General features: G+C 72.5%; 15 protein-coding genes. 7 read left to right on the top strand and 8 right to left on the bottom strand.

The features are described 5' to 3' along the window. Window positions 1–67: 67 nt before the first annotated feature. The 5 genes from atpC to Q7A36_RS04365 all read right to left on the bottom strand — a co-directional run bounded on the left by atpC (window position 68) and on the right by Q7A36_RS04365 (window position 5,064). Entirely contained in the window at window positions 68–481 is a 414-nt protein-coding gene (atpC, locus tag Q7A36_RS04385) for an ATP synthase F1 subunit epsilon (RefSeq protein ID WP_305102442.1), read from the bottom strand. Between the two features lie 46 nt (window positions 482–527). Beyond that, window positions 528–1,955, bottom strand: coding sequence for a F0F1 ATP synthase subunit beta (atpD, locus tag Q7A36_RS04380; RefSeq protein WP_305102441.1), 1,428 nt, complete (start codon window positions 1,953–1,955; stop codon window positions 528–530). Window positions 1,956–2,027: 72 nt separating this feature from the next. Continuing rightward, complete coding sequence (locus tag Q7A36_RS04375) at window positions 2,028–2,912, bottom strand: F0F1 ATP synthase subunit gamma (protein WP_305102440.1); 885 nt, start codon at window positions 2,910–2,912, stop codon at window positions 2,028–2,030. Window positions 2,913–2,935: 23 nt separating this feature from the next. After that, window positions 2,936–4,471 carry a F0F1 ATP synthase subunit alpha gene (gene atpA, locus Q7A36_RS04370; protein ID WP_305102439.1) on the bottom strand — a complete coding sequence of 512 codons (1,536 nt, stop codon included), beginning with the start codon at window positions 4,469–4,471 and terminating at the stop codon, window positions 2,936–2,938. Then, window positions 4,471–5,064 carry a F0F1 ATP synthase subunit delta gene (locus Q7A36_RS04365; protein WP_305102438.1) on the bottom strand — a complete coding sequence of 198 codons (594 nt, stop codon included), beginning with the start codon at window positions 5,062–5,064 and terminating at the stop codon, window positions 4,471–4,473. Before Q7A36_RS04365 ends, atpA begins: the two co-directional genes overlap by 1 nt. Window positions 5,065–5,269: 205 nt before the next feature. Here Q7A36_RS04365 and Q7A36_RS04360 point away from each other — a divergent pair, with 205 nt between their 5' ends. Then, complete coding sequence (locus Q7A36_RS04360; protein ID WP_305102437.1) at window positions 5,270–6,481, top strand: MFS transporter; 1,212 nt, start codon at window positions 5,270–5,272, stop codon at window positions 6,479–6,481. Window positions 6,482–6,588: 107 nt separating this feature from the next. Here the strand turns inward: Q7A36_RS04360 and Q7A36_RS04355 are convergent, their stop codons facing one another. Continuing rightward, entirely contained in the window at window positions 6,589–8,826 is a 2,238-nt protein-coding gene (locus Q7A36_RS04355; protein WP_370655629.1) for a primosomal protein N', read from the bottom strand. Window positions 8,827–8,907: 81 nt separating this feature from the next. Here Q7A36_RS04355 and fsa point away from each other — a divergent pair, with 81 nt between their 5' ends. The 3 genes from fsa (at window position 8,908) to Q7A36_RS04340 (ending at window position 11,253) form a co-directional block, all read left to right on the top strand. Next, window positions 8,908–9,564 (top strand): fructose-6-phosphate aldolase, encoded by a 657-nt coding sequence (gene fsa / locus Q7A36_RS04350; RefSeq protein ID WP_305102435.1) that lies wholly within the window; start codon window positions 8,908–8,910, stop codon window positions 9,562–9,564. Next, window positions 9,561–10,238 carry a DUF484 family protein gene (locus Q7A36_RS04345; protein WP_305102434.1) on the top strand — a complete coding sequence of 226 codons (678 nt, stop codon included), beginning with the start codon at window positions 9,561–9,563 and terminating at the stop codon, window positions 10,236–10,238. The genes fsa and Q7A36_RS04345 overlap by 4 nt, the downstream gene beginning before the upstream one ends. 82 nt (window positions 10,239–10,320) lie before the next feature. Further along, window positions 10,321–11,253, top strand: a complete 933-nt coding sequence (locus Q7A36_RS04340; RefSeq protein ID WP_305102433.1) for a tyrosine recombinase XerC — start codon at window positions 10,321–10,323, stop codon at window positions 11,251–11,253. On the opposite strand, the gene Q7A36_RS04335 is transcribed toward Q7A36_RS04340, so the two are convergent. Together Q7A36_RS04335 and Q7A36_RS04330 are read right to left on the bottom strand one after the other, a co-directional pair. Continuing rightward, window positions 11,254–11,793: a TspO/MBR family protein gene (locus Q7A36_RS04335; RefSeq protein WP_305102432.1), complete on the bottom strand. Its 540-nt coding sequence runs from the start codon at window positions 11,791–11,793 to the stop codon at window positions 11,254–11,256. It lies immediately after the preceding gene. Further along, on the bottom strand, window positions 11,790–12,848 hold the full coding sequence (locus Q7A36_RS04330; protein WP_305102431.1) for an alpha/beta fold hydrolase: 1,059 nt from the start codon (window positions 12,846–12,848) through the stop codon (window positions 11,790–11,792). Before Q7A36_RS04330 ends, Q7A36_RS04335 begins: the two co-directional genes overlap by 4 nt. A 161-nt stretch (window positions 12,849–13,009) precedes the next feature. Between Q7A36_RS04330 and Q7A36_RS04325 the strand changes: the two genes are divergently transcribed. The 3 genes from Q7A36_RS04325 (at window position 13,010) to Q7A36_RS04315 (ending at window position 18,439) form a co-directional block, all read left to right on the top strand. Continuing rightward, on the top strand, window positions 13,010–13,246 hold the full coding sequence (locus Q7A36_RS04325; protein ID WP_305102430.1) for a zinc-finger domain-containing protein: 237 nt from the start codon (window positions 13,010–13,012) through the stop codon (window positions 13,244–13,246). After that, complete coding sequence (gene polA, locus Q7A36_RS04320) at window positions 13,230–16,160, top strand: DNA polymerase I (protein ID WP_305102429.1); 2,931 nt, start codon at window positions 13,230–13,232, stop codon at window positions 16,158–16,160. The genes Q7A36_RS04325 and polA overlap by 17 nt, the downstream gene beginning before the upstream one ends. A gap of 95 nt (window positions 16,161–16,255) precedes the next feature. After that, the gene (locus Q7A36_RS04315) at window positions 16,256–18,439 is read left to right on the top strand and encodes a hybrid sensor histidine kinase/response regulator (RefSeq protein WP_305102428.1); all 2,184 of its coding nucleotides are present in this window, start codon (window positions 16,256–16,258) and stop codon (window positions 18,437–18,439) included. Window positions 18,440–18,442 lie beyond the last annotated feature (3 nt).

The following is an 18,442-nucleotide window of genomic DNA, read 5'->3' as shown; positions in this document are numbered from 1 at the left end:
GATGCGGGCATGCAAAAGGCCGGAGGCGTCGCCACCCCCGGCCTGCCGGCCTCGCTGTCCGGCCGCGTCAGGCCGCCTGCGCCAGGTCCAGCATGGCGCGGGCCGAGAGCACCCGCTCCAGCGCCGCGTCGCGCCGGGATTCGGTATCCTCGGCCGTGATCTCGCGCAGCGCCGCCTCGGCCTCGGCCAGGCGTTGCTCGGCCGCCGAGCGCGAGAGGTTGGCGAGCGGCGTCGCCTCGTCGGCCAGCACCGTCACGCGTTCCGGCGAGACCTCGGCGAAGCCGCCGCCGACGAAGAGCCTCTCGGTCTCCGCGCCGTTCTCCCTGACGCGGATGACGCCGCCGCGAAGCGAGACGATCATCGGGGAATGGCCGGGCAGCACGCCCATCTCGCCTTCGGCGGCGGGGATGGTCGCCATCTCGACCTGCCGGGAGAGCAGGAGGCGCTCCGGCGAGACGAGTTCGAGCAGGAAGGTAGCCATGATGTGCTCCTCGGTGGGCGATCCCGAAGGACCGCCCGGCCTCCGCTCAGGCCGCCGCCTTCAGCGACTCGCCCTTCTTCACCGCCTCTTCGATGGTGCCGACCATGTAGAAGGCAGCCTCCGGCAGGTGGTCGTATTCGCCCGAGCAGATCGCGGCGAAGGACCGGACCGTGTCCTCGAGCTTGACGAAGACGCCCGGGGTGCCGGTGAAGACCTCGGCGACGTGGAAGGGCTGGCTGAGGAAGCGCTGGATCTTGCGCGCGCGCGCCACGACCAGCTTGTCCTCCTCCGAGAGCTCGTCCATGCCAAGGATGGCGATGATGTCCTGCAGCGACTTGTAGGTCTGCAGGATGCGCTGCACCTCGCGCGCGACGCGGTAGTGCTCGTCGCCGACGATCCGCGGGTCGAGCGCGCGCGAGGTCGAGTCGAGCGGGTCCACCGCCGGGAAGATGCCGAGCTCGGCGATGGAGCGGTTGAGCACCGTCGTCGCGTCGAGGTGGGCGAAGGAGGTGGCGGGCGCCGGGTCGGTCAGGTCGTCGGCCGGCACGTAGATGGCCTGCACCGAGGTGATCGAGCCCTTCTTCGTGCTGGTGATTCGCTCCTGCAGCGCGCCCATGTCGGTGGCGAGCGTCGGCTGATAGCCCACCGCCGAGGGGATGCGGCCGAGCAGCGCCGACACTTCCGCACCTGCTTGCGTGAAGCGGAAGATGTTGTCGATGAAGAAAAGCACGTCCTGGCCCTGCTCGTCGCGGAAATACTCGGCGATCGAGAGGCCCGAGAGGGCGACGCGGGCGCGGGCGCCCGGCGGCTCGTTCATCTGGCCATAGACCAGCGCCACCTTGGAGCCTTCGGTCGTGCCCTCGCCGAGCCTGATGACGCCGGCATCGACCATCTCGTGGTAGAGGTCGTTGCCCTCGCGCGTCCGCTCGCCGACGCCGGCGAAGACCGACACGCCGCCATGCGCCTTGGCGACGTTGTTGATCAGCTCCTGGATGGTGACGGTCTTGCCGACGCCGGCGCCGCCGAAGAGGCCGATCTTGCCGCCCTTCAGGTAGGGGGCGAGCAGGTCGATGACCTTGATGCCGGTGACGAGGATCTCGGCCGCCGTCGCCTGCTCGTCGAAGGCCGGGGCCTCGCGGTGGATGGTGTAGCTCTTCTCGGCCTCGACCGGCCCGCGCTCGTCGATCGGCTGGCCGATGACGTTGAGGATGCGGCCGAGGGTGGCATTGCCGACGGGGACGGAGATGCCGCTGCCGGTGTCCACCACCTCCTGGCCGCGGATCAGGCCGTCGGTCGTGTCCATGGCGATGCAGCGCACGGTGCGCTCGCCGAGGTGCTGCGCCACCTCGAGGACCAGCGTGTTGTCGCCGTTCTTGGTGGTGAGCGCGTTCAGCATGTTCGGCAGCTCGCCCGGGAACTGCACGTCCACGACGGCGCCGAGAACCTGGGCGATCTGCCCGACATTGTTCTTCATGGCTCAGAGCTCCTCAATCGGTTCGGGTGATGCGATTCACGCTCCGCGCGGCAGGCGCGCTCCGCGACCGCATCACACAGCCTCGGCCCCGGAGATGATCTCGATCAGCTCCTTGGTGATGTTGGCCTGGCGCGTGCGGTTGTAGTTCAGCGTCAGCTTGTTGATCATGTCGCCGGCATTGCGCGTGGCATTGTCCATGGCGGTCATCTGGCTGCCATAGAAGCCCGCGGTGCTCTCGAGCACGGCGCGATAGATCTGGATGGCGAGGTTGCGCGGCAGCAGGGTGGCGAGGATCGCCTCCTCCGCCGGTTCGTACTCGTACATCGCCTGCGGGCCGGCCGAAGCCGGGGCGCCGCCTTCCGGCAGCGGCGCCGGGATCAGGCGCTGCTCGGTCGGGATCTGGGTGATGACGTTGCGGAACCGGTTGTAGAGCAGGCTGCAGACGTCGAACTCGCCGGCCTCGAGCATCTCGGTCACCCGGACCGCGACGGTCTCGGCGTCGGAGAACTCGACGCGCTTCTTGCCCATGAAGGTGATCTCGCCGACGATGCGGCTGGCGAACTCGCGCTTCAGATAGGCCGCACCCTTCCGCCCAACGGTCAGGATCTTGACCACCTTGCCCTCGCCCTCCAGCGCCCGGATGCGGGCGCGGGCGAGCCGGCCGACCTGGGTGTTGAAGGCGCCGGCCAGGCCGCGATCGGCGGTGACCACCACCAGCAGGTGCACCCGGTCGCCGCCGGTGCCGATCAGCATGCGCGGCGCGCCGGGGCTGCCGGCCACCGCCGCGCCGAGGGAGGCGAGGATCGCCTCCATCCGCTCGGCATAGGGGCGTGCGGCCTCGGCCTGCGCCTGCGCGCGGCGGAGCTTCGCCGCCGCCACCATCTTCATCGCCTGCGTGATCTTGCGCGTGTTCTTCACGCTGTTGATCCGCCCGCGAAGGTCCTTCAGGCTCGCCATGGCCTCGGCCCCCTATGCGCGGCTCAGGCCGCGAAGGACTTGGCGAAGCCGTCGAGGAAGGCGACCAGCTTCTCTTCGGTCGGCTTCTTGATCTCGCGGTCCGCGCGGATCGCCTCGATGATCGCGGGCTGCGAGGCCTTCAGCTCGGAGAGGAGCTGCCGCTCGAAGTTGCCGACGGCGTTCACCGGAATGCGGTCGAGATAGCCGCGGGTGCCGGCGAAGATCGCCACCACCTGCTCCTCGACCGGCACCGGCCTGAACTGCGGCTGCTTCAGCAGCTCCGTCAGCCGCGCGCCGCGGGCGAGCAGCGCCTGCGTCGAGGCATCGAGGTCGGAGGAGAACTGCGCGAAGGCGGCCATCTCGCGGTACTGCGCGAGCTCGAGCTTGATGCGGCCGGCGACCTGCTTCATCGCCTTGATCTGCGCGGCGGAACCGACGCGCGAGACCGAGAGGCCGACGTTCACCGCGGGGCGGATGCCCTTGAAGAAGAGCTCCGTCTCCAGGAAGATCTGGCCGTCGGTGATCGAGATGACATTGGTCGGGATATAGGCCGAGACGTCGCCCGCCTGCGTCTCGATGACCGGCAGAGCGGTCAGCGAGCCCGCGCCGAAGTCGTCGTTCATCTTCGCCGCGCGCTCGAGCAGGCGCGAGTGCAGGTAGAAGACGTCGCCCGGATAGGCCTCGCGGCCCGGCGGGCGGCGCAGCAGCAGCGACATCTGGCGATAGGCGACGGCCTGCTTCGAGAGGTCATCGTAGAAGATGACCGCGTGCATGCCGTTGTCGCGGAAGAACTCGCCCATGGTGCAGCCGGTGTACGGCGCCAGGAACTGCATCGGCGCCGGGTCGGAGGCGGTGGCGGCGACGATGATCGAGTACTCGAGCGCGCCGTTCTCCTCCAGCGTGCGGACGAGCTGGGCCACCGTGGAGCGCTTCTGCCCGATCGCGACATAGATGGTGTAGAGCTTCTTGCTCTCGTCGCCGGTGGCGTTGATCGGCTTCTGGTTGATGATCGTGTCCACGATCACCGCGGTCTTGCCGGTCTGCCGGTCGCCGATGATCAGCTCGCGCTGGCCGCGGCCGATCGGGATCAGGGCGTCGATCGCCTTGATGCCGGTCTGCATCGGCTCGTGCACCGACTTGCGCGGGATGATGCCCGGCGCCTTCACCTCGACGCGGCGGCGCTCGACGTTCTGCAGCGGGCCCTTGCCGTCGATCGGGTTGCCGAGGCCGTCCACGACGCGGCCGAGCAGGCCCTTGCCGACCGGCGCGTCCACGATGGTGCCGGTGCGCTGCACCGTGTCGCCCTCGCGGATGTGGTCGTCGGGGCCGAAGATGACGATGCCGACGTTGTCGTGCTCGAGGTTGAGCGCCATGCCCTTCAGGCCGGCGCCCGGGAACTCGACCAGCTCGCCGGCCATGACGTTCTGCAGGCCGTAGACGCGGGCGATGCCGTCGCCCACGGTCAGCACGGTGCCGACCTCGGCCACATTCGCCTCGGTGTCGAAGCCGGCGATCTGCTGCTTCAGGATCTCCGAGATCTCGGCGGGACGGATGTCCATCAGGCGGCCCCCTTCATGGCGTACTGCAGTCGCTGCAGCTTGGATTTGATGCTGTTGTCATAGAGCCGGGAGCCGATCCGCAGGATCAGCCCGCCGAGGATCGAAGGATCCACCTGCTCCGAAAGCTTGACGCCGGAATAGCCGGCTTCGGTCAGGCGCGCGGTGATCTGCGCGCGCTGCGTGTCGTTCAGCGGATGCGCGCTGGTCACATGCGCCGTCTGCTGGCCGCGGCGTGCCGCGAGCTGCGCGCCGAAGGCCTGCGCCACCTGCGGCAGGGCCGCGAGGCGGCGGTTGTTCACCAGCACGCCGACCAGGTTGCGCACCTCGCCGCCGATGCCGGCGCGGTCGAGCACCGCGAAGGCGCCCTTCTGCTGCGAGGCGGCGTCGAGCCGCGGATCGGCGACGAAGGCGCGGAAGGGCGCATCGTCGCGCCACAGCGCGAAGAGGCGGTCGAGATCGGCGGCGATGCGGTCGACCGTGCCGGGATCCGTCTGGCGCCGGTCATCGGCGAGGGCCAGCAGGGCATGCGCATAGCGCTCGGCAAGCCCGGTCGTGCTGGGGGCGGAAGCGGATATCGTCTCGGCTGAGGCCACGGGCAGTCCCGGTCCTGTTTCCAGATGGCGCGCGAGCGCGGAAGGCCACCAGGGTCCCGGCGGCGCGGTGCGACGGGCCTTTACCATGGGGTTCACGCCCCCGCAATCTGGCCTCCCCTCGCCAATTCGGCCCGGGCCGAAGCCGCGGCCCATGCGCCGGCGGCAGGCTGCGGGATCCGCGACAACCGGGAGGAAAGGGCCAGTCATGGCGCGGCCGCGCAAGGCGATGTTCCGGGGCTGGCAGGTCGTCGCCGCGGCCTTCGTCGTCGCGATATGCAGTTGGGGCATCAATTTCTATGGCCCGTCCGTCTACCTGCATGCGCTGCAGGCGCGCGAGGGTTGGCCACCCGCGCTGATCGCCGCGGCGATCACCCTGCACTTCCTGGCGAGCGGCGCCATCGTCACCCGCCTGCCCGGATTGCACCGGCGCTTCGGGCTGGTGGCGGTGACGCGCGCGGGGCTGCTGGCCTGCGCCGCCGGCGCGGCGGCCTGGGGCCATGCCGCGGCGCCCTGGCAGATGGCGGCCGCCGCGCTGGTCACCGCGCTCGGCTGGGCGCTGACCAGCGGCGTGGCGATCAATGCCATGGTGGCGCCCTGGTTCGACCGCCGGCGCGGCGCCGCGCTGTCCATGGCCTTCAACGGCGCCAGCATGGGCGGCGTGCTCTTCGCCCCGCTCTGGGCGGCGCTGATCGCCGCCTTCGGCTTCGCCCGGGCCTCGCTCTGCATCGCCCTGCCGGTCGCGGCGCTCGGCTGGTGGCTGGCCGGGCAGTGGTTCCGCGACACGCCCGCGACCCTCGGCCTGTATCCGGACGGCGCGGACACCCCGCCCGCGCCGCGGCCGGCCGCGGCGCCCGCCGGCCCGCTCTGGCGGCAGGCGCGGTTCCGCAGCCTCTCCCTCGCCTTCGCGCTCGGCCTGCTGGCGCAGATGGGGCTGCTGACGGTGCTGTTCTCGCTCCTCGCGCCGGTACTGGGCGAGGCCGGGGCGGGCCTGGCGATGAGCCTGGCGACCGGCTGCGCCATCCTCGGCCGCACCGTCGTCGGCCTCGTGCTGCCGGCGGGCCTCGACCGGCGCCTCGCCGGCAGCGCGAATTTCCTGCTGCAGGCCGCGGGATGCGCGCTGCTCGCCGCGGCCGGCGATGCGCCGGCCCTGCTGCTGGCGGGCGTGGTGCTGTTCGGCCTCGGCATCGGCAACCTGCTGTCCCTGCCGCCGCTGATCGCCCAGGCGGAATGGCCGCCGGAGCAGGTCTCGGCGGTGCTCGCGCTGGTCACGGCGGTGAACCAGGCCTTCTACGCCTTCGGCCCGGCGCTGTTCGGCGCGGCGCTGCAGGGCTGGGGCGCGGCGGCTCCGCCGGCGCTGGCGATGGCACTGCAGGCGGCGGCGGCGGGGGTGCTGCTGCGCGGTCAGCGGCGCGCATAGCTGCGGGTCAGGGTGCGGGCGGATCGGCGCCCGGCAAGTACGCCCGGGAGCATGTCCACGTCGCAGAGGCCGTCGGGCATCGCCGCTCTCCGGGCCTCAAGCCTGGTTCACAGGAACCCCACCGGGTCCACATCCACCTGCACCCGGACATGGTTCGGCACCGGCACGCGCGCCAGCCAGTCCCGCAGGATCGGCTGCACCGCGATGTCGCGCCGCGTCTTCAGCAGCAGGCGCCGCCGATAGCGGCCGCGCAGCAGGGCGAGCGGCGCCGGCGCCGGCCCCAGCACCTGCACCCCCTCCCCGCCCGGCGCGGCCAGGCCGAGGTCGCGCGCCGTCCGGTCCGCCTCCCGCTCCTCCTCGGAACTCACGATCAGCGCCGCCAGCCGGCCGAAGGGCGGCCAGTGGCCGGGCCGGCGCATCGCCGCCTCCTCCTGCATGAAGGCGTCGAGGTCGCCCGAGACCAGCGCCCGCATCACCGGATGGTCGGGCGAGAAGCTCTGCAGCAGCACGCGCCCCGGCGCCTCCGCCCGGCCGGCACGGCCGGCGACCTGGTGCAGTAACTGCACCGTGCGCTCGGCTGCCCTCAAATCGCCACCTGCGAGACCAAGATCGGCATCCACCACGCCGACCAGGGTGAGATGCGGGAAATGCCAGCCCTTGGCGACGATCTGCGTGCCGATGATCAGGTCCACCTCACGGTCCTGGATCGCCCGCGCTGCCTCGGCCGCCGCCGCGGGGCCGGGCAAGGTATCGGAAGCCATGACGAGGCGCCTTGCGTCAGGCCAAAGCGCCGCGGCCTCTTCCAGGACACGCTCAACCCCAGGTCCCACGGCGGTCAGGCTGTTCGCGGTGCCGCATTCGGGACATTCGGCGGGAGGCACTTCGGCATGGCCGCAGTGATGGCATTGCAGCCGGCGCTGCGCGCGGTGCTCGACCAGCCAGGCCGTGCAGTTCGGGCAGCGCATCCGGTGGCCGCAATGCCGGCAGAGGGTCAGCGGCGCATAGCCCCGACGGTTGAGAAAGAGCATGGCCTGCTCGCCGCGGCCGAGCGTCGCCGTGACGGCCTCGACGATCGGCGGGGAGATGAAGCGGCCGCGCTCCGGCGGGGTGCGCCGCAGGTCGACGATCTCGATCTCCGGCAGGCTGGCGCCGCCATGCCGGCTCGGCAGGTGCAGCGCGGCATAGCGCCCGCCCTCGGCATTGGTCAGGCTCTCGAGGCTCGGCGTCGCCGAGACCAGGATGCAGGCGGCCTGGGACAGGCGGGCGCGCACCACCGCCATGTCCCGGGCGTGGTAGACCACGCCGTCCTCCTGCTTGAAGGCGGTCTCGTGTTCCTCGTCCACGATCACCAGGCCGAGATCGGGAAACGGCAGGAAGAGCGCGCTGCGAGCGCCGACGACGACCGGTGCCTCGCCCTCCGCCACCGCCCGCCAGGTGTCGCGGCGGGTGCGCGAGGTCACCTCGGAATGCCAGAGCGCCGGCGCGACGCCGAAGCGCGCCTTGAACCGCTCGAGCCACTGGGCGGAGAGGGCGATCTCCGGCAGCAGGACCAGCGCCTGCCGGCCCTGGCGCAGGCATTCGGCGACGGCGTCGAAATAGACCTCGGTCTTGCCCGATCCCGTGACGCCGGTCAGCAGCGTCACGCCGAAGGCGCGGGCCGCGACCCGGTCGCGCAGCGCGGCGCCCGCCGCTTCCTGCTCCGGCCCGAGCGCCGGGCCGGGATGCGCCGGGTCCGGCCGGCCGAAGCGGCTGCGATGCGGCAGCAGCGCCGGCCGGATCAGCCCATTCTCCGCCATGCCGCGCAGGACGGAGAGGGAGACCGCCGCGGCCTCCGCCAGGGGGGCCCCGGCATGGACCTGCCCGGCCTTCATGACGTCCAGCACCCGCTGCCGCTCCGGCGTGATGCGGGGCCGGCTGTTGCCGCCGGGAGGGCTGAGGATCCAGCCGGCCTGGGGGGTCGGCGCCTCCAGCGCCGCCGGCACGCTCATCGCCATGCGCAGCACGGCGCCGGGCGGGCTGAGCGTATAGGCCGCGACCCAGTCGATGAAGCGGCGGAGGCTCCCGGTCATGGGCGGGGCGGGCAGAACCGCCGAGACCGGACGCAACCGGCGGTCCGGGACCGGGTTCGGGTCCGGCTCCGCCGGCGCGTCCCAGACGACCCCGATCACCTCTCTTTGGTTGAGCGGAACGGAGACGAATTCTCCTGGACGGAGTGCCATGGAAGCGGGCACTGCATAGTCGTAAGCGCCGGCGAGAGGCAGAGGCAGCAGGATGGAGACCCGTGTCCTCGCCGACACGGTAGGCGTGTCTTTCATATCGCGGTGCTTTCCCGGGCGGGCAGGCATCGGGTATCCTGGTCAAGAACAAAAGCGCAACAACATATCACTCGCGGATCGGTTGCGCTCGCATTGAAGGATCCCCCGACCATGAAGTTCTTCGTGGACACCGCCGAGGTGTCGGAGATCCGATCCCTTGCGGAGGCGGGGTTGGTCGACGGCGTCACGACCAACCCGAGCCTGATCGCCAAGTCCGGCCGCAAGATGGCCGAGGTGATCGCCGAGATCTGCGCCATCACCCCCGGCCCGGTCTCGGCCGAGGTCACCGCGACCGAATACGAGGACATGCTGGCCGAGGGCCGGTACCTCCGCGAGATCGCGCCGAACGTCGCCGTGAAGGTGCCGCTGACCGAGGCCGGGCTGGGCACCTGCCGCGCCCTCTCGGCCGAGGGCACGCTGGTGAACGTCACCCTCTGCTTCTCCGCCGCGCAGGCGCTGCTCGCGGCCAAGGCCGGCGCCACCTTCATCTCCCCCTTCGTCGGGCGGCTCGACGACATCGCCACCGACGGCATGCTGCTGATCGCCGACATCGTGAAAATTTACCGCAACTACCCCCACATTAAGACAGAAGTCCTCGTGGCGTCCATCCGCCACCCGATCCACCTGGTCGAGGCGGCAAAGCTCGGCGCCGGCGTCGCCACCCTGCCCCCGGCTGTCATCCGCCAGCTCCTCAAGCACCCGCTGACCGACCGGGGCCTCGAAGCCTTCCTGGCCGATTGGCGCAAGACGGGCCAGAGCATCCTGTGAACGCGACCCTCCCCGGCGCCAGTCGCCTCCCCGATCCGGCGCAGGACCTGCCCTCGCCCGAGCAGGTCTCGGCCTATCTCGAGGCGCATCCGGAATTCCTCTCGGAGCGGCCGGAGCTCTACCGGGTGCTGTCGCCGCCCCGGCGGGTGCATGGCGAGCGGATCGCCGACCACATGGCGGCGATGCTGGCGGCCGAGCGCCGCCGCACCCGCAGCCTGGAGGCGGAGATCGACGCCGCCATCACCGCCGGCCGCGCCGGCTATGGCCTGACCATCCGGGTGCGCCTCGCCGTGCTCGCGCTGATGCGCAGCACCGACGTGGTGGACACGGTGACGCAGGAGCTGCCGGCGCTGCTCGGCATCGAGAGCTGCAACCTGCTGAGCGAGAAGCCGGACCGCCGCGGCATGCTGCACCTGCCGCGCGGCACCGTCATGCGGCTGATGGGCCCGGGCCGGGACGCCCTGGTCCGCTCCGCCCCGACCGAGACCGATACCCTGCACGAGGAGGCGGCCTCCCTCGTCGCCCGCGACGCGCTGGTGCGGGTGCCGGTCTGGACGGGCACGCCGACGCTCATGGCCCTCGGCGCCCGCGACCCGAATGCCCTGCCGGCGCGGCAGGCGACCGCGACCCTCGCCTTCCTCGGGCGGACCGTCGCGGCCGCCCTGGCGCGCTGACCACGGGGAGATCCCAGGGGGCGCTGCCCCCTGGACCCCCGCCAGGGGTCGAGCGACCCCTGGACCCGGCCTGAGTCTGCCCATGACCGGCGCCGAGGCACGGGCCCGCTACATTGACTGGCTGGCCCGGGAGCGGCGGGCGGCGGCCAATACCGTCGAGGCCTATGGACGGGACCTCGACGACTTCCTGCGCTTCCTCGCGGGCCATCTCGGGGAGGAGCCGGACCTCGCGGCCCTCGGCGGGCTGCGCGCGGCCGACCTCCGCGCCTTCCTCGCCGCCCGCGCCAATGCCGGCGCCGGCCCGGCCACCCGCGCCCGCCAGCTTGCCGCCATCCGCGGCTTCCTCCGCCACCTCGCCAGGACCCAGGGGCTGGAGCCCCTCGCCCTCGCCACCATCCGCGGCCCGCGGCTCAAGCCGCCGGTCCCGCGCGCCCTGACGGCGGAGCAGGCGAAGGAGGTCGCCAGCCAGGTCGGCACGGTCCATGACCCGGAACGCGCCATGCGCCCCGCCGAGCAGGCGGCGCGCGACACGGCGCTGGCCACCCTGCTCTATGGCTGCGGCCTGCGCATCGCCGAGGCCCTGGCGCTCGAGATCCGCGACGCCCCCCTGCCCGGCAGCGAGGCCGGACTCCGGGTGACCGGCAAGGGCGGCAAGCAGCGGGTCGTGCCGGTGCTGCCGGCGGTGCGGCAGGCGATCGCCGCCTATCTCGCGCTGCGGCCGGGCGCGGCGCCCGGCGACCCGCTCTTCCTCGGCGCCCGCGGCGCGCGGCTCGACCCGGCGGTCGCGCAGCGGGCGATGCGGGAGTTCCGCCGCCTCGCCGGCCTGCCGGAGCATGCGACGCCGCATGCCCTGCGGCACTCCTTCGCCACCCACCTGCTCGGCGGCGGCGCCGACCTGCGGGCGATCCAGGAGCTGCTGGGCCATGCCAGCCTCTCCACCACCCAGCGCTACACCGCGGTGGACGCCGCGGCGCTGCTAGCCACCTGGCGCAAGGCGCATCCGCGGGCGGGGTGATCAGCCCCGCGCCAGCACCCGCGCCCGGTTCAACTGCAGCAGCTTCGCGTTCAGCACCCCGGCGAAGCTGACCCAGGCGAGGTAGGGCGCCAGCAGCCAGGCCGCGAGCGGGCTGACGGCCGCGAAGGTGACGATGGTCGCCAGGATCGCCAGCCACAGCGCGCAGAGTTCGGCGAGCGCCAGGTCCATCCGCTTCAGCCCGAAGAAGAGCCAGGACCAGGCGGCGTTGAGCGCCAACTGGAGGAACCACAGGCCGAGCGCGAGGCCCGCGCCGGCGAAGCCGGCCTCCCGCCAGACCAGCCAGACGGCGACGGCCATCATGGTGTAGAGGACCGCCCAGGCGATCGGGAACAGCCAGTTCGGCGGGTTCCAGGCGGGCTTGGCCAGCCCCTCGTACCAGGGCCCCGGCCGGAAGAAGGCGCCGGTCGACGCCGCGAGGTAGCAGCAGGCGAGGAAGCCGATCAGCCCGAGGGTCAGGGGGATGTCCATGCGGCGCAGATGGTCCGCGCGCGCGCCGGTGTCGAGGGTAGGGCCGCTCACCGTCCCGCGGCCTTCGCCTCCTCCTTCGCCAGCCAGTCCCGCGCCGCGAGGTCGGCGCCGGAGGGCAGCGGCGCAGCCGGCGCCGCCATCCAGGCCAGGATGTCCCGTGCCACCACCGCCCGCTGGTGGTCGCGCAGCAGCAGGTGCCAGCCCTCCTCGTAATAGGCGACGCTCTCCTGCTGGTCGTCGCGCATGCCGCGCACAACCCGGCGGGCGACGCGCGTCGGGATGATCCTGTCCTTGGCGCCGAGGAGGACCAGCACCGGCGCCGCCCCGGGATGCAGCGCGGTGCGGCAGCACTCCGGCACCTCGGCGACCGCGGCATCCATCAGGTCCACCAGGCCGCTCGCGGCATCGACCCGGGTGATCTTGATGGTCAGCGGGTCGCGCCCCCAGCGGCGCAGCGCCTCCTCGTTGTCGGACGCCACGATGCCGCCGGCGGTGCCGGGGAAGCCGACCAGCGGGATGGTCCGGCTGGCGAGCCAAAGGCCCCAGCGCATGACGGGCGGCATGTCCTCCCGCCCCCAGAAGGCCGGCGCCATCAGGATGTAGCCATCGGCCGGCGGCGGGTCGGCCGAGGTCGCGGACAGCACCAGGACCGCCCCGCCCATGCTCTCCCCCAGCAGGACCAGCGGCACGCCGGGATGCCGCGCCCGGATCAGCCGCGCCGCCTCCGATGCGTCGGCCGCGAGGCTTGGCCCGCCGGCGAAGATGCCGGGATGCGGCGCCGCGCCGAAGCCGCGCTGGTCATAGGCATAGACGGCGACGCCGGCCGCGGTGAAGGCGGGCGCCGCCTCCTCCATGAAGTTGCGGGCGGCGTCGTTGAAGCCGTGCAGGCCGAGCAGGATGGCGCGCGGCGGTCCCTCCGGCAGCCAGCGCCGCAGCGGCAGCCGGGCGCCGTCCCGCATGACCAGGGCATCGCCGGCGACCGCCGGGGTGGTGACCGGCGGCCCGGCTGGGATCAGCACCGGGGTGCAGGCGGCGGTCAGCAGGGCCAGCAGCGGCGCCCCCAGGAGGAACAGGCGCCGGAGGCGTCGGAACAGGGTGGGACTCACGCGAACGCCATCCGGTCCTTTGCGTCGGGCGGCATCCTGGCGCGCCAGGCCTGCCAGGAAATGGCCGGCGGCGGCCGGCCATTCCCCGGAAGGCTGGCCGGTGGAGCCTCCCGCGACTATGTTGGCGCCGACCCGAGGCTTTGCGAGACGAGGACCGCCCGATGCGCGACGGCAAGATCACCGGCTATGCGCCGACGCTCGTTCCGGGTGTCACCCCGGAGCAGAAGATCGAGGTCGAGAGCCGCAGCGTGCCCTGCGACGGCGAGGTCGGCGTCGGCGGCCTCGGCCATCCGCGGATCTGGCTGCGCCTGCCCATCGGCCCCGACCAGGTGACCTGCCCCTATTGCTCCATCACCTATGTGCTGAAGCCCGGCGCGGGGGATGACGGCCATCACTGAGGAGGCCGCCACCCCGGAGGCGGGCCGCGCGCGCAGTACCGCCCTCGCCGGCGCCGCGGCCTCGGCCGAGGCGGTGCCCGTCACCCCGCCGGGGGCGAGGCACCTCGTCCTGGTGGATGGCTCGGGCTACATCTTCCGCGCCTTCCACGCCCTGCCGCCGATGACGCGGCCGGACGGCACGCCGGTGAACGCCGTCTTCGGCTTCACCCAGATGCTCTCGCGCTTCCTGATGGACCATCGCGGCAGCCACCTGGCCGTGGTCTTCGATGCCGGGCGCGTCACCTTCCGCAGCGACCTCTACCCCGACTACAAGGCGCACCGGCCGGACCCGCCGCCGGAACTCGTCCCGCAATTCGCGCTCATCCGCGAGGCGACCGAGGCCTTCGGCGTCGCCTGCGTCGAGCGCGAGGGCTTCGAGGCGGACGACATGATCGCCGCCTATGCGAAGCGCTTCGTGGAGGAGGGCGGCGAGGTCACCATCGTCTCCTCCGACAAGGACCTGATGCAGCTCGTGCGCCCCGGCGTGCAGATGCTGGACCCGATCAAGCAGAAGCCGATCCGCGAGGCCGAGGTCGTCGAGAAATTCGGCGTGCCGCCCGCGAAGGTGGTGGACGTCCAGGCACTGGCCGGCGACCCCACGGACAACGTCCCCGGCGTGCCCGGCATCGGCATCAAGACCGCGGCGCAGCTCATCACCGAATATGGCGACCTCGAGACGCTGCTGGCGAACGCGCCGAAGATCAAGCAGCCCAAGCGCCGCGAGGCGCTGGTCGAGAATGCCGAGAAGGCGCGCATCTCGAGGACGCTGGTCAAGCTGGACGATGCCGCGCCGCTGACCGCGCCGATCGAGGCGCTCGCGGTGAAGCCGCCCGAGCCGGCGACGCTGAAGAAGTTCCTCGAGGTCCAGGGGTTCCGGAGCGTCCTCGCCCGCATGGGCCTGGGCGACGCCGCGGGCGATGCCGGCACGCGGGCGCGCAACAGCGCCGTCGCCGCGCATGCCGCTGCGCAGGCCGTCACGCCGAAGGCCGATCCCGGCAGCGCGCCCTTCGGCGGCTACGAGACGGTCACGACCCTTGAGGCGCTGCAGGCCTGGATCGCCGAGGCCGAGGCCGCCGGCCTGGTCGGGCTGGATACCGAGACCGACAGCCTGAACGCGCTGCGCGCCAACCTCGTCGGCATCTGCCTGTCCACCGCCCCGGGCCGCGCCTGCTACATCCCGCTGCGGCACGTCGCGACCGGCGCGGCGCAATCGGACATGCTGGCGGAGAAGGCGCCCGAGGCGCCGCCGCAGATCCCCTTCGAGCAGGCGATCGAGGCGCTGCGGCCGCTGCTGACCGACCGCTCCGTCCTCAAGGTGCTGCAGAACGCGAAATACGACCTCGAGGTCTTCTGCCGCCCGGAGAATGGCGGCATCGCCGTCGCGCCGATCGACGATACCATGATGATCTCCTACGCCATGGAGGCGGGGCGGCACGGGCACGGCATGGACGAGCTTTCGGTCCTGCATCTCGGCCACAAGCCCATCCCCTTCGACGAGGTGACGGGCACCGGCCGCGCCCGCGTCACCTTCGACAAGGTGCCGCTGGAGAAGGCGACCGCCTATGCCGCGGAGGATGCGGACGTCACGCTCCGCCTCTGGCACATCCTGAAGCCGCGGCTGCGGGAGGAAGGCGCGCTCGCCCTCTACGAGCAGGTCGAGCGGCGCATGGTCGGAGTGCTGCGCGACATGGAGATCGCCGGCATCAAGGTCGATGGCGCCGAGCTCGCCCGCATCGGCGAGGATTTCTCGCAGCGCATGGCGCAGCTCGAGCAGGAGATCCACCAGCTTGCCGGCCGCCCCTTCAACGTGGGCTCGCCGAAGCAGCTCGGGGAGATCCTGTTCGACGAGATGAAGCTGCCGGGCGGCCGGCGCAGCAAGGCGACCGGCGCCTGGGGCACGGATGCGAGCGTGCTGGAGGAGGTCGCGGCCTCGGGCAGCAATTCCGGCGCCGCGCTGGCCCGCACCGTGCTCGACTGGCGGCAGTTGCAGAAGCTGAAATCCACCTATGTGGACGGGCTGCAGGCGGCGATCGACCCGCGCGACGGCCGCGTGCACACGGATTTTGCCATGGCGGTGGCCTCGACCGGCCGCCTCTCCTCCACGGAGCCGAACCTGCAAAACATCCCGGTGCGGACGGCGGAGGGCCAGCGCATCCGCCAGGCCTTCGTCGCCGAGCCGGGCCATGTCCTGATGTCGGCCGACTACAGCCAGATCGAGCTGCGGCTGCTGGCCCACCTCGCCGATGTCCCGGCACTGCGCGACGCCTTCAAGAAGGGCCAGGACATCCATGCCCGGACGGCGGCCGACATCTTCCACCTCCCCCCCGATGCGGTGGACCGGGAGGCGCGGCGGCGCGCCAAGACCATCAATTTCGGCATCATCTACGGCATGTCGGCCTTCGGCCTCGCCGGCCGCCTCGGCATCTCCCCGGCCGAGGGCAAGGGCATCATCGATGCCTATTTCGCGCAGTATCCCGGCATCCGCGACGCCATGGAGCGGCTGAAGGAGGAGGCGCGGCTGCAGGGCTATGTCTCCACCTCCTTCGGCCGCCGGCTCTGGGTCCCCGATATCGGCGCCAAGGACATGGTCCGCCGCGCCGGCGCCGAGCGCGCCGCCATCAACGCCCCCTTCCAGGGCGGCGCGGCTGAAGTGATCAAGCGCGCCATGGTCCGCCTGCCGCGGGCGCTCGGGGATGCCGGGCTGCGCGCCCGCATGCTGCTGCAGGTGCATGACGAACTGGTCTTCGAGGTGCCGGAGGCCGAGGTGGAGCCGACCGGCCGGCTCGTGCGCGAGGTCATGGAGGGCGTGGTGACGCTGCGCGTCCCGCTGGCCGTCGAGGTCGGCACCGGACGGAGCTGGGCGGAGGCGCATTGACCCGCGCGGAGGCACCGCGCGGCTTTGTTGTCATTGTATAAGCACGACGGCCTGACTAGGCTGCCGCTCGGCCCCTGAGGGTCCGAGATGCAGGCATGATGCGCGGCGGCGGCAGTGACAGGCGGGGCTCGCCCGGGCGGAAGCTGCCGCGGTCGCTGCGCTTCATGCTGGTCGCCTCGCTGCTTGTGCCGCTCCTGTTCCTCGCCGCCGGCGGCTGGTACCGCCATGGCCAGATGATGGCCGCCGCCGCGGCCGAGGCCGACCGCCTCTCCGCCATCGCCCGCGAGCATGCGCTGAAGGTGGTCGAGACGAATTCCTTGGTCCTCGACCGCATGGAGGACCGCATCCGCGGCCGGTCCTGGGCCGAGGTCGAGGCGGAGGCCGCGGCGCACCATGCCTGGCTGCGGGCCCTCGACGAGGAGATCGCGCAGATCATCGCGCTGCACTTCCTGCGGCCCGATGGCGAGACCGTCGCGATCAGCCTCGGCTGGCCCACGCCGCCGCTGAACGTCGCCGGCCGCGACTATTTCCAGGCCATGCAGCAGGGGGCGCAGGGGCTGGTCTTCGGCCGCCCGCTCCGCTCGCCCCTCTCCGGTCAGGTCGGCGTGGTGGTCGGCCGTGCCCTGCGCGGGCCGGAGGGCCGGTTCGACGGCGCCGTCATCGGCGCCATGACGGCCAGCTACTTCGAAACCGCCTGGCGGGCGATGGATCCCGGGCACCGCGCCGCCTTCGGCCTGGTCCGCGCCGATGGCGTGACGCTGGTCTCGGTCCCGGCGCGGGACGGCGTGGCGCCGCCCGACCCTGCCGCGGTACTCGCGGCCCTGCGGATGCCGGCGGGCGACGGCGGCGCGCTCGGCCGGCTGGACGGGCATGACGACGCCTTCGTCGCCCTCCGCCGGGTCGGGCCCTACCCGCTCGGCATCACCGTCGCCCTCGACCTCGGTCAGGTCCGGGCGGCCTGGTGGCGCGACCTCGCCGCCCTCGCCCTGCCCTGCCTGCTGGCCGCCGCCGCCCTCAGCTTCGCCACGCTGAACGCCATCCGTCGCTGGCAGTCGGAGCAGGCGGTGCTCGCCACGCTGCGCGGCGAGATCGCCCGGCGGGAGGAGGCGGAGGCGCATCTGCTGCAGAGCCAGCGGCTGGAGGCGCTGGGGCGGCTCACCGGCGGCGTGGCGCACGACTTCAACAACCTGCTCACGGCCATCCTCGGCACCGTCCAGATGCTGGAGAAGCACCTGGGCGCGGCGGCCGATGAGCGCGCCCGCCGGCTGCTCGGCATGGCGCGGGACGCCGTCCGGCGCGGCGCGGGCCTGAACCAGAGCCTGCTCGCCTTCGCCCGCCGGCAGACGCTGAACGCCACGGCGGTCGATGCCAATGCCTTGGTCGAGGGCTTCGCGCCGCTGGTGCAGCGCGCGCTCGGCGAGGCCGTGCGGCTCGAGCTCGCCCTCGCGCCCGGCCTGCCGCCCTGCCGTGCCGATGCGGCGCAGCTCGAATCCGCGATCCTCAACCTGGCGATCAATGCGCGGGATGCGCTGCCGCGCGGCGGCACGGTGCGGCTGGAGACGCGGCAGGTCGAGCTCGACACGGCGCATCTCGCCGGCAACCCGGATGCGGCGCCGGGGCCCTTCGTCGCCATCGCGCTGGCGGATGAGGGGACCGGCATGCCGCCCGAGGTGCGGGAGCGCGCCTTCGAGCCCTTCTTCACCACCAAGCCGGTCGGCCAGGGTACCGGGCTCGGCCTGTCGCAGGTCTTCGGCTTCGTCCGCCAGCTCGGCGGGCATGTGGCGATCGAGAGCAATCCCGGCTGCGGGACCACCGTGCGGCTGTTCCTGCCCGTCGCCACACCCGCAGCCGATGCACGGCCGGAGCCCGCCGGGCCGGGCTGGACCGAGGCCACGCCCGGCCATCCCGGCGCCACCGTGCTGGTGGCGGAGGACGACGCGCGCCTGCGCGCCGTGGCGGTCGAGATGCTGGAGGAGGGCGGCTTCCGCGTGCTGGCCGCCGGCGACGGGCCGGAGGCGCTGGCGCTGCTGCGGCGGGGCGAGCCGGTCGACGTGCTGTTCAGCGACATCGTCATGCCGGGCGGCATGAACGGGATGGAGCTGGCCGAGGCGGCGCGGCGGCTGCGGGCCGGGCTGCCGGTGCTGCTGGCGACCGGTTATGCCGGCGCCGCGGGGCTCGACGCCGCGGGTTTCGAGGTGCTGGCCAAGCCCTATGAGCGCGCGGCGCTGCTGCGCCGCCTGGCGGAACTGACCGCGGTGGCGGAACGGAGCGCCGCCTGACCC

Source organism: Paracraurococcus lichenis, from assembly GCF_030657435.1.
Classification (GTDB): Bacteria; Pseudomonadota; Alphaproteobacteria; order Acetobacterales; family Acetobacteraceae; genus Paracraurococcus; species Paracraurococcus lichenis.
The sequence above is the reverse complement of the archived record's forward strand: the minus strand, read 5'-3'. Positions and strand labels throughout refer to the sequence as shown.

Bases quoted from the DNA above. Each gene is read 5' to 3' on its own strand.
- atpC (WP_305102442.1), bottom strand. From the start codon at position 481: ATGGCTACCTTCCTGCTCGAACTCGTCTCGCCGGAGCGCCTCCTGCTC.
- atpD (WP_305102441.1), bottom strand. From the start codon at position 1,955: ATGAAGAACAATGTCGGGCAGATCGCCCAGGTTCTCGGCGCCGTCGTG.
- Q7A36_RS04375 (WP_305102440.1), bottom strand. From the start codon at position 2,912: ATGGCGAGCCTGAAGGACCTTCGCGGGCGGATCAACAGCGTGAAGAAC.
- atpA (WP_305102439.1), bottom strand. From the start codon at position 4,471: ATGGACATCCGTCCCGCCGAGATCTCGGAGATCCTGAAGCAGCAGATC.
- Q7A36_RS04360 (WP_305102437.1), top strand. From the start codon at position 5,270: ATGGCGCGGCCGCGCAAGGCGATGTTCCGGGGCTGGCAGGTCGTCGCC.
- Q7A36_RS04355 (WP_370655629.1), bottom strand. From the start codon at position 8,826: ATGCCTGCCCGCCCGGGAAAGCACCGCGATATGAAAGACACGCCTACC.
- fsa (WP_305102435.1), top strand. From the start codon at position 8,908: ATGAAGTTCTTCGTGGACACCGCCGAGGTGTCGGAGATCCGATCCCTT.
- Q7A36_RS04340 (WP_305102433.1), top strand. From the start codon at position 10,321: ATGACCGGCGCCGAGGCACGGGCCCGCTACATTGACTGGCTGGCCCGG.
- Q7A36_RS04325 (WP_305102430.1), top strand. From the start codon at position 13,010: ATGCGCGACGGCAAGATCACCGGCTATGCGCCGACGCTCGTTCCGGGT.
- polA (WP_305102429.1), top strand. From the start codon at position 13,230: ATGACGGCCATCACTGAGGAGGCCGCCACCCCGGAGGCGGGCCGCGCG.
- Q7A36_RS04315 (WP_305102428.1), top strand. From the start codon at position 16,256: ATGATGCGCGGCGGCGGCAGTGACAGGCGGGGCTCGCCCGGGCGGAAG.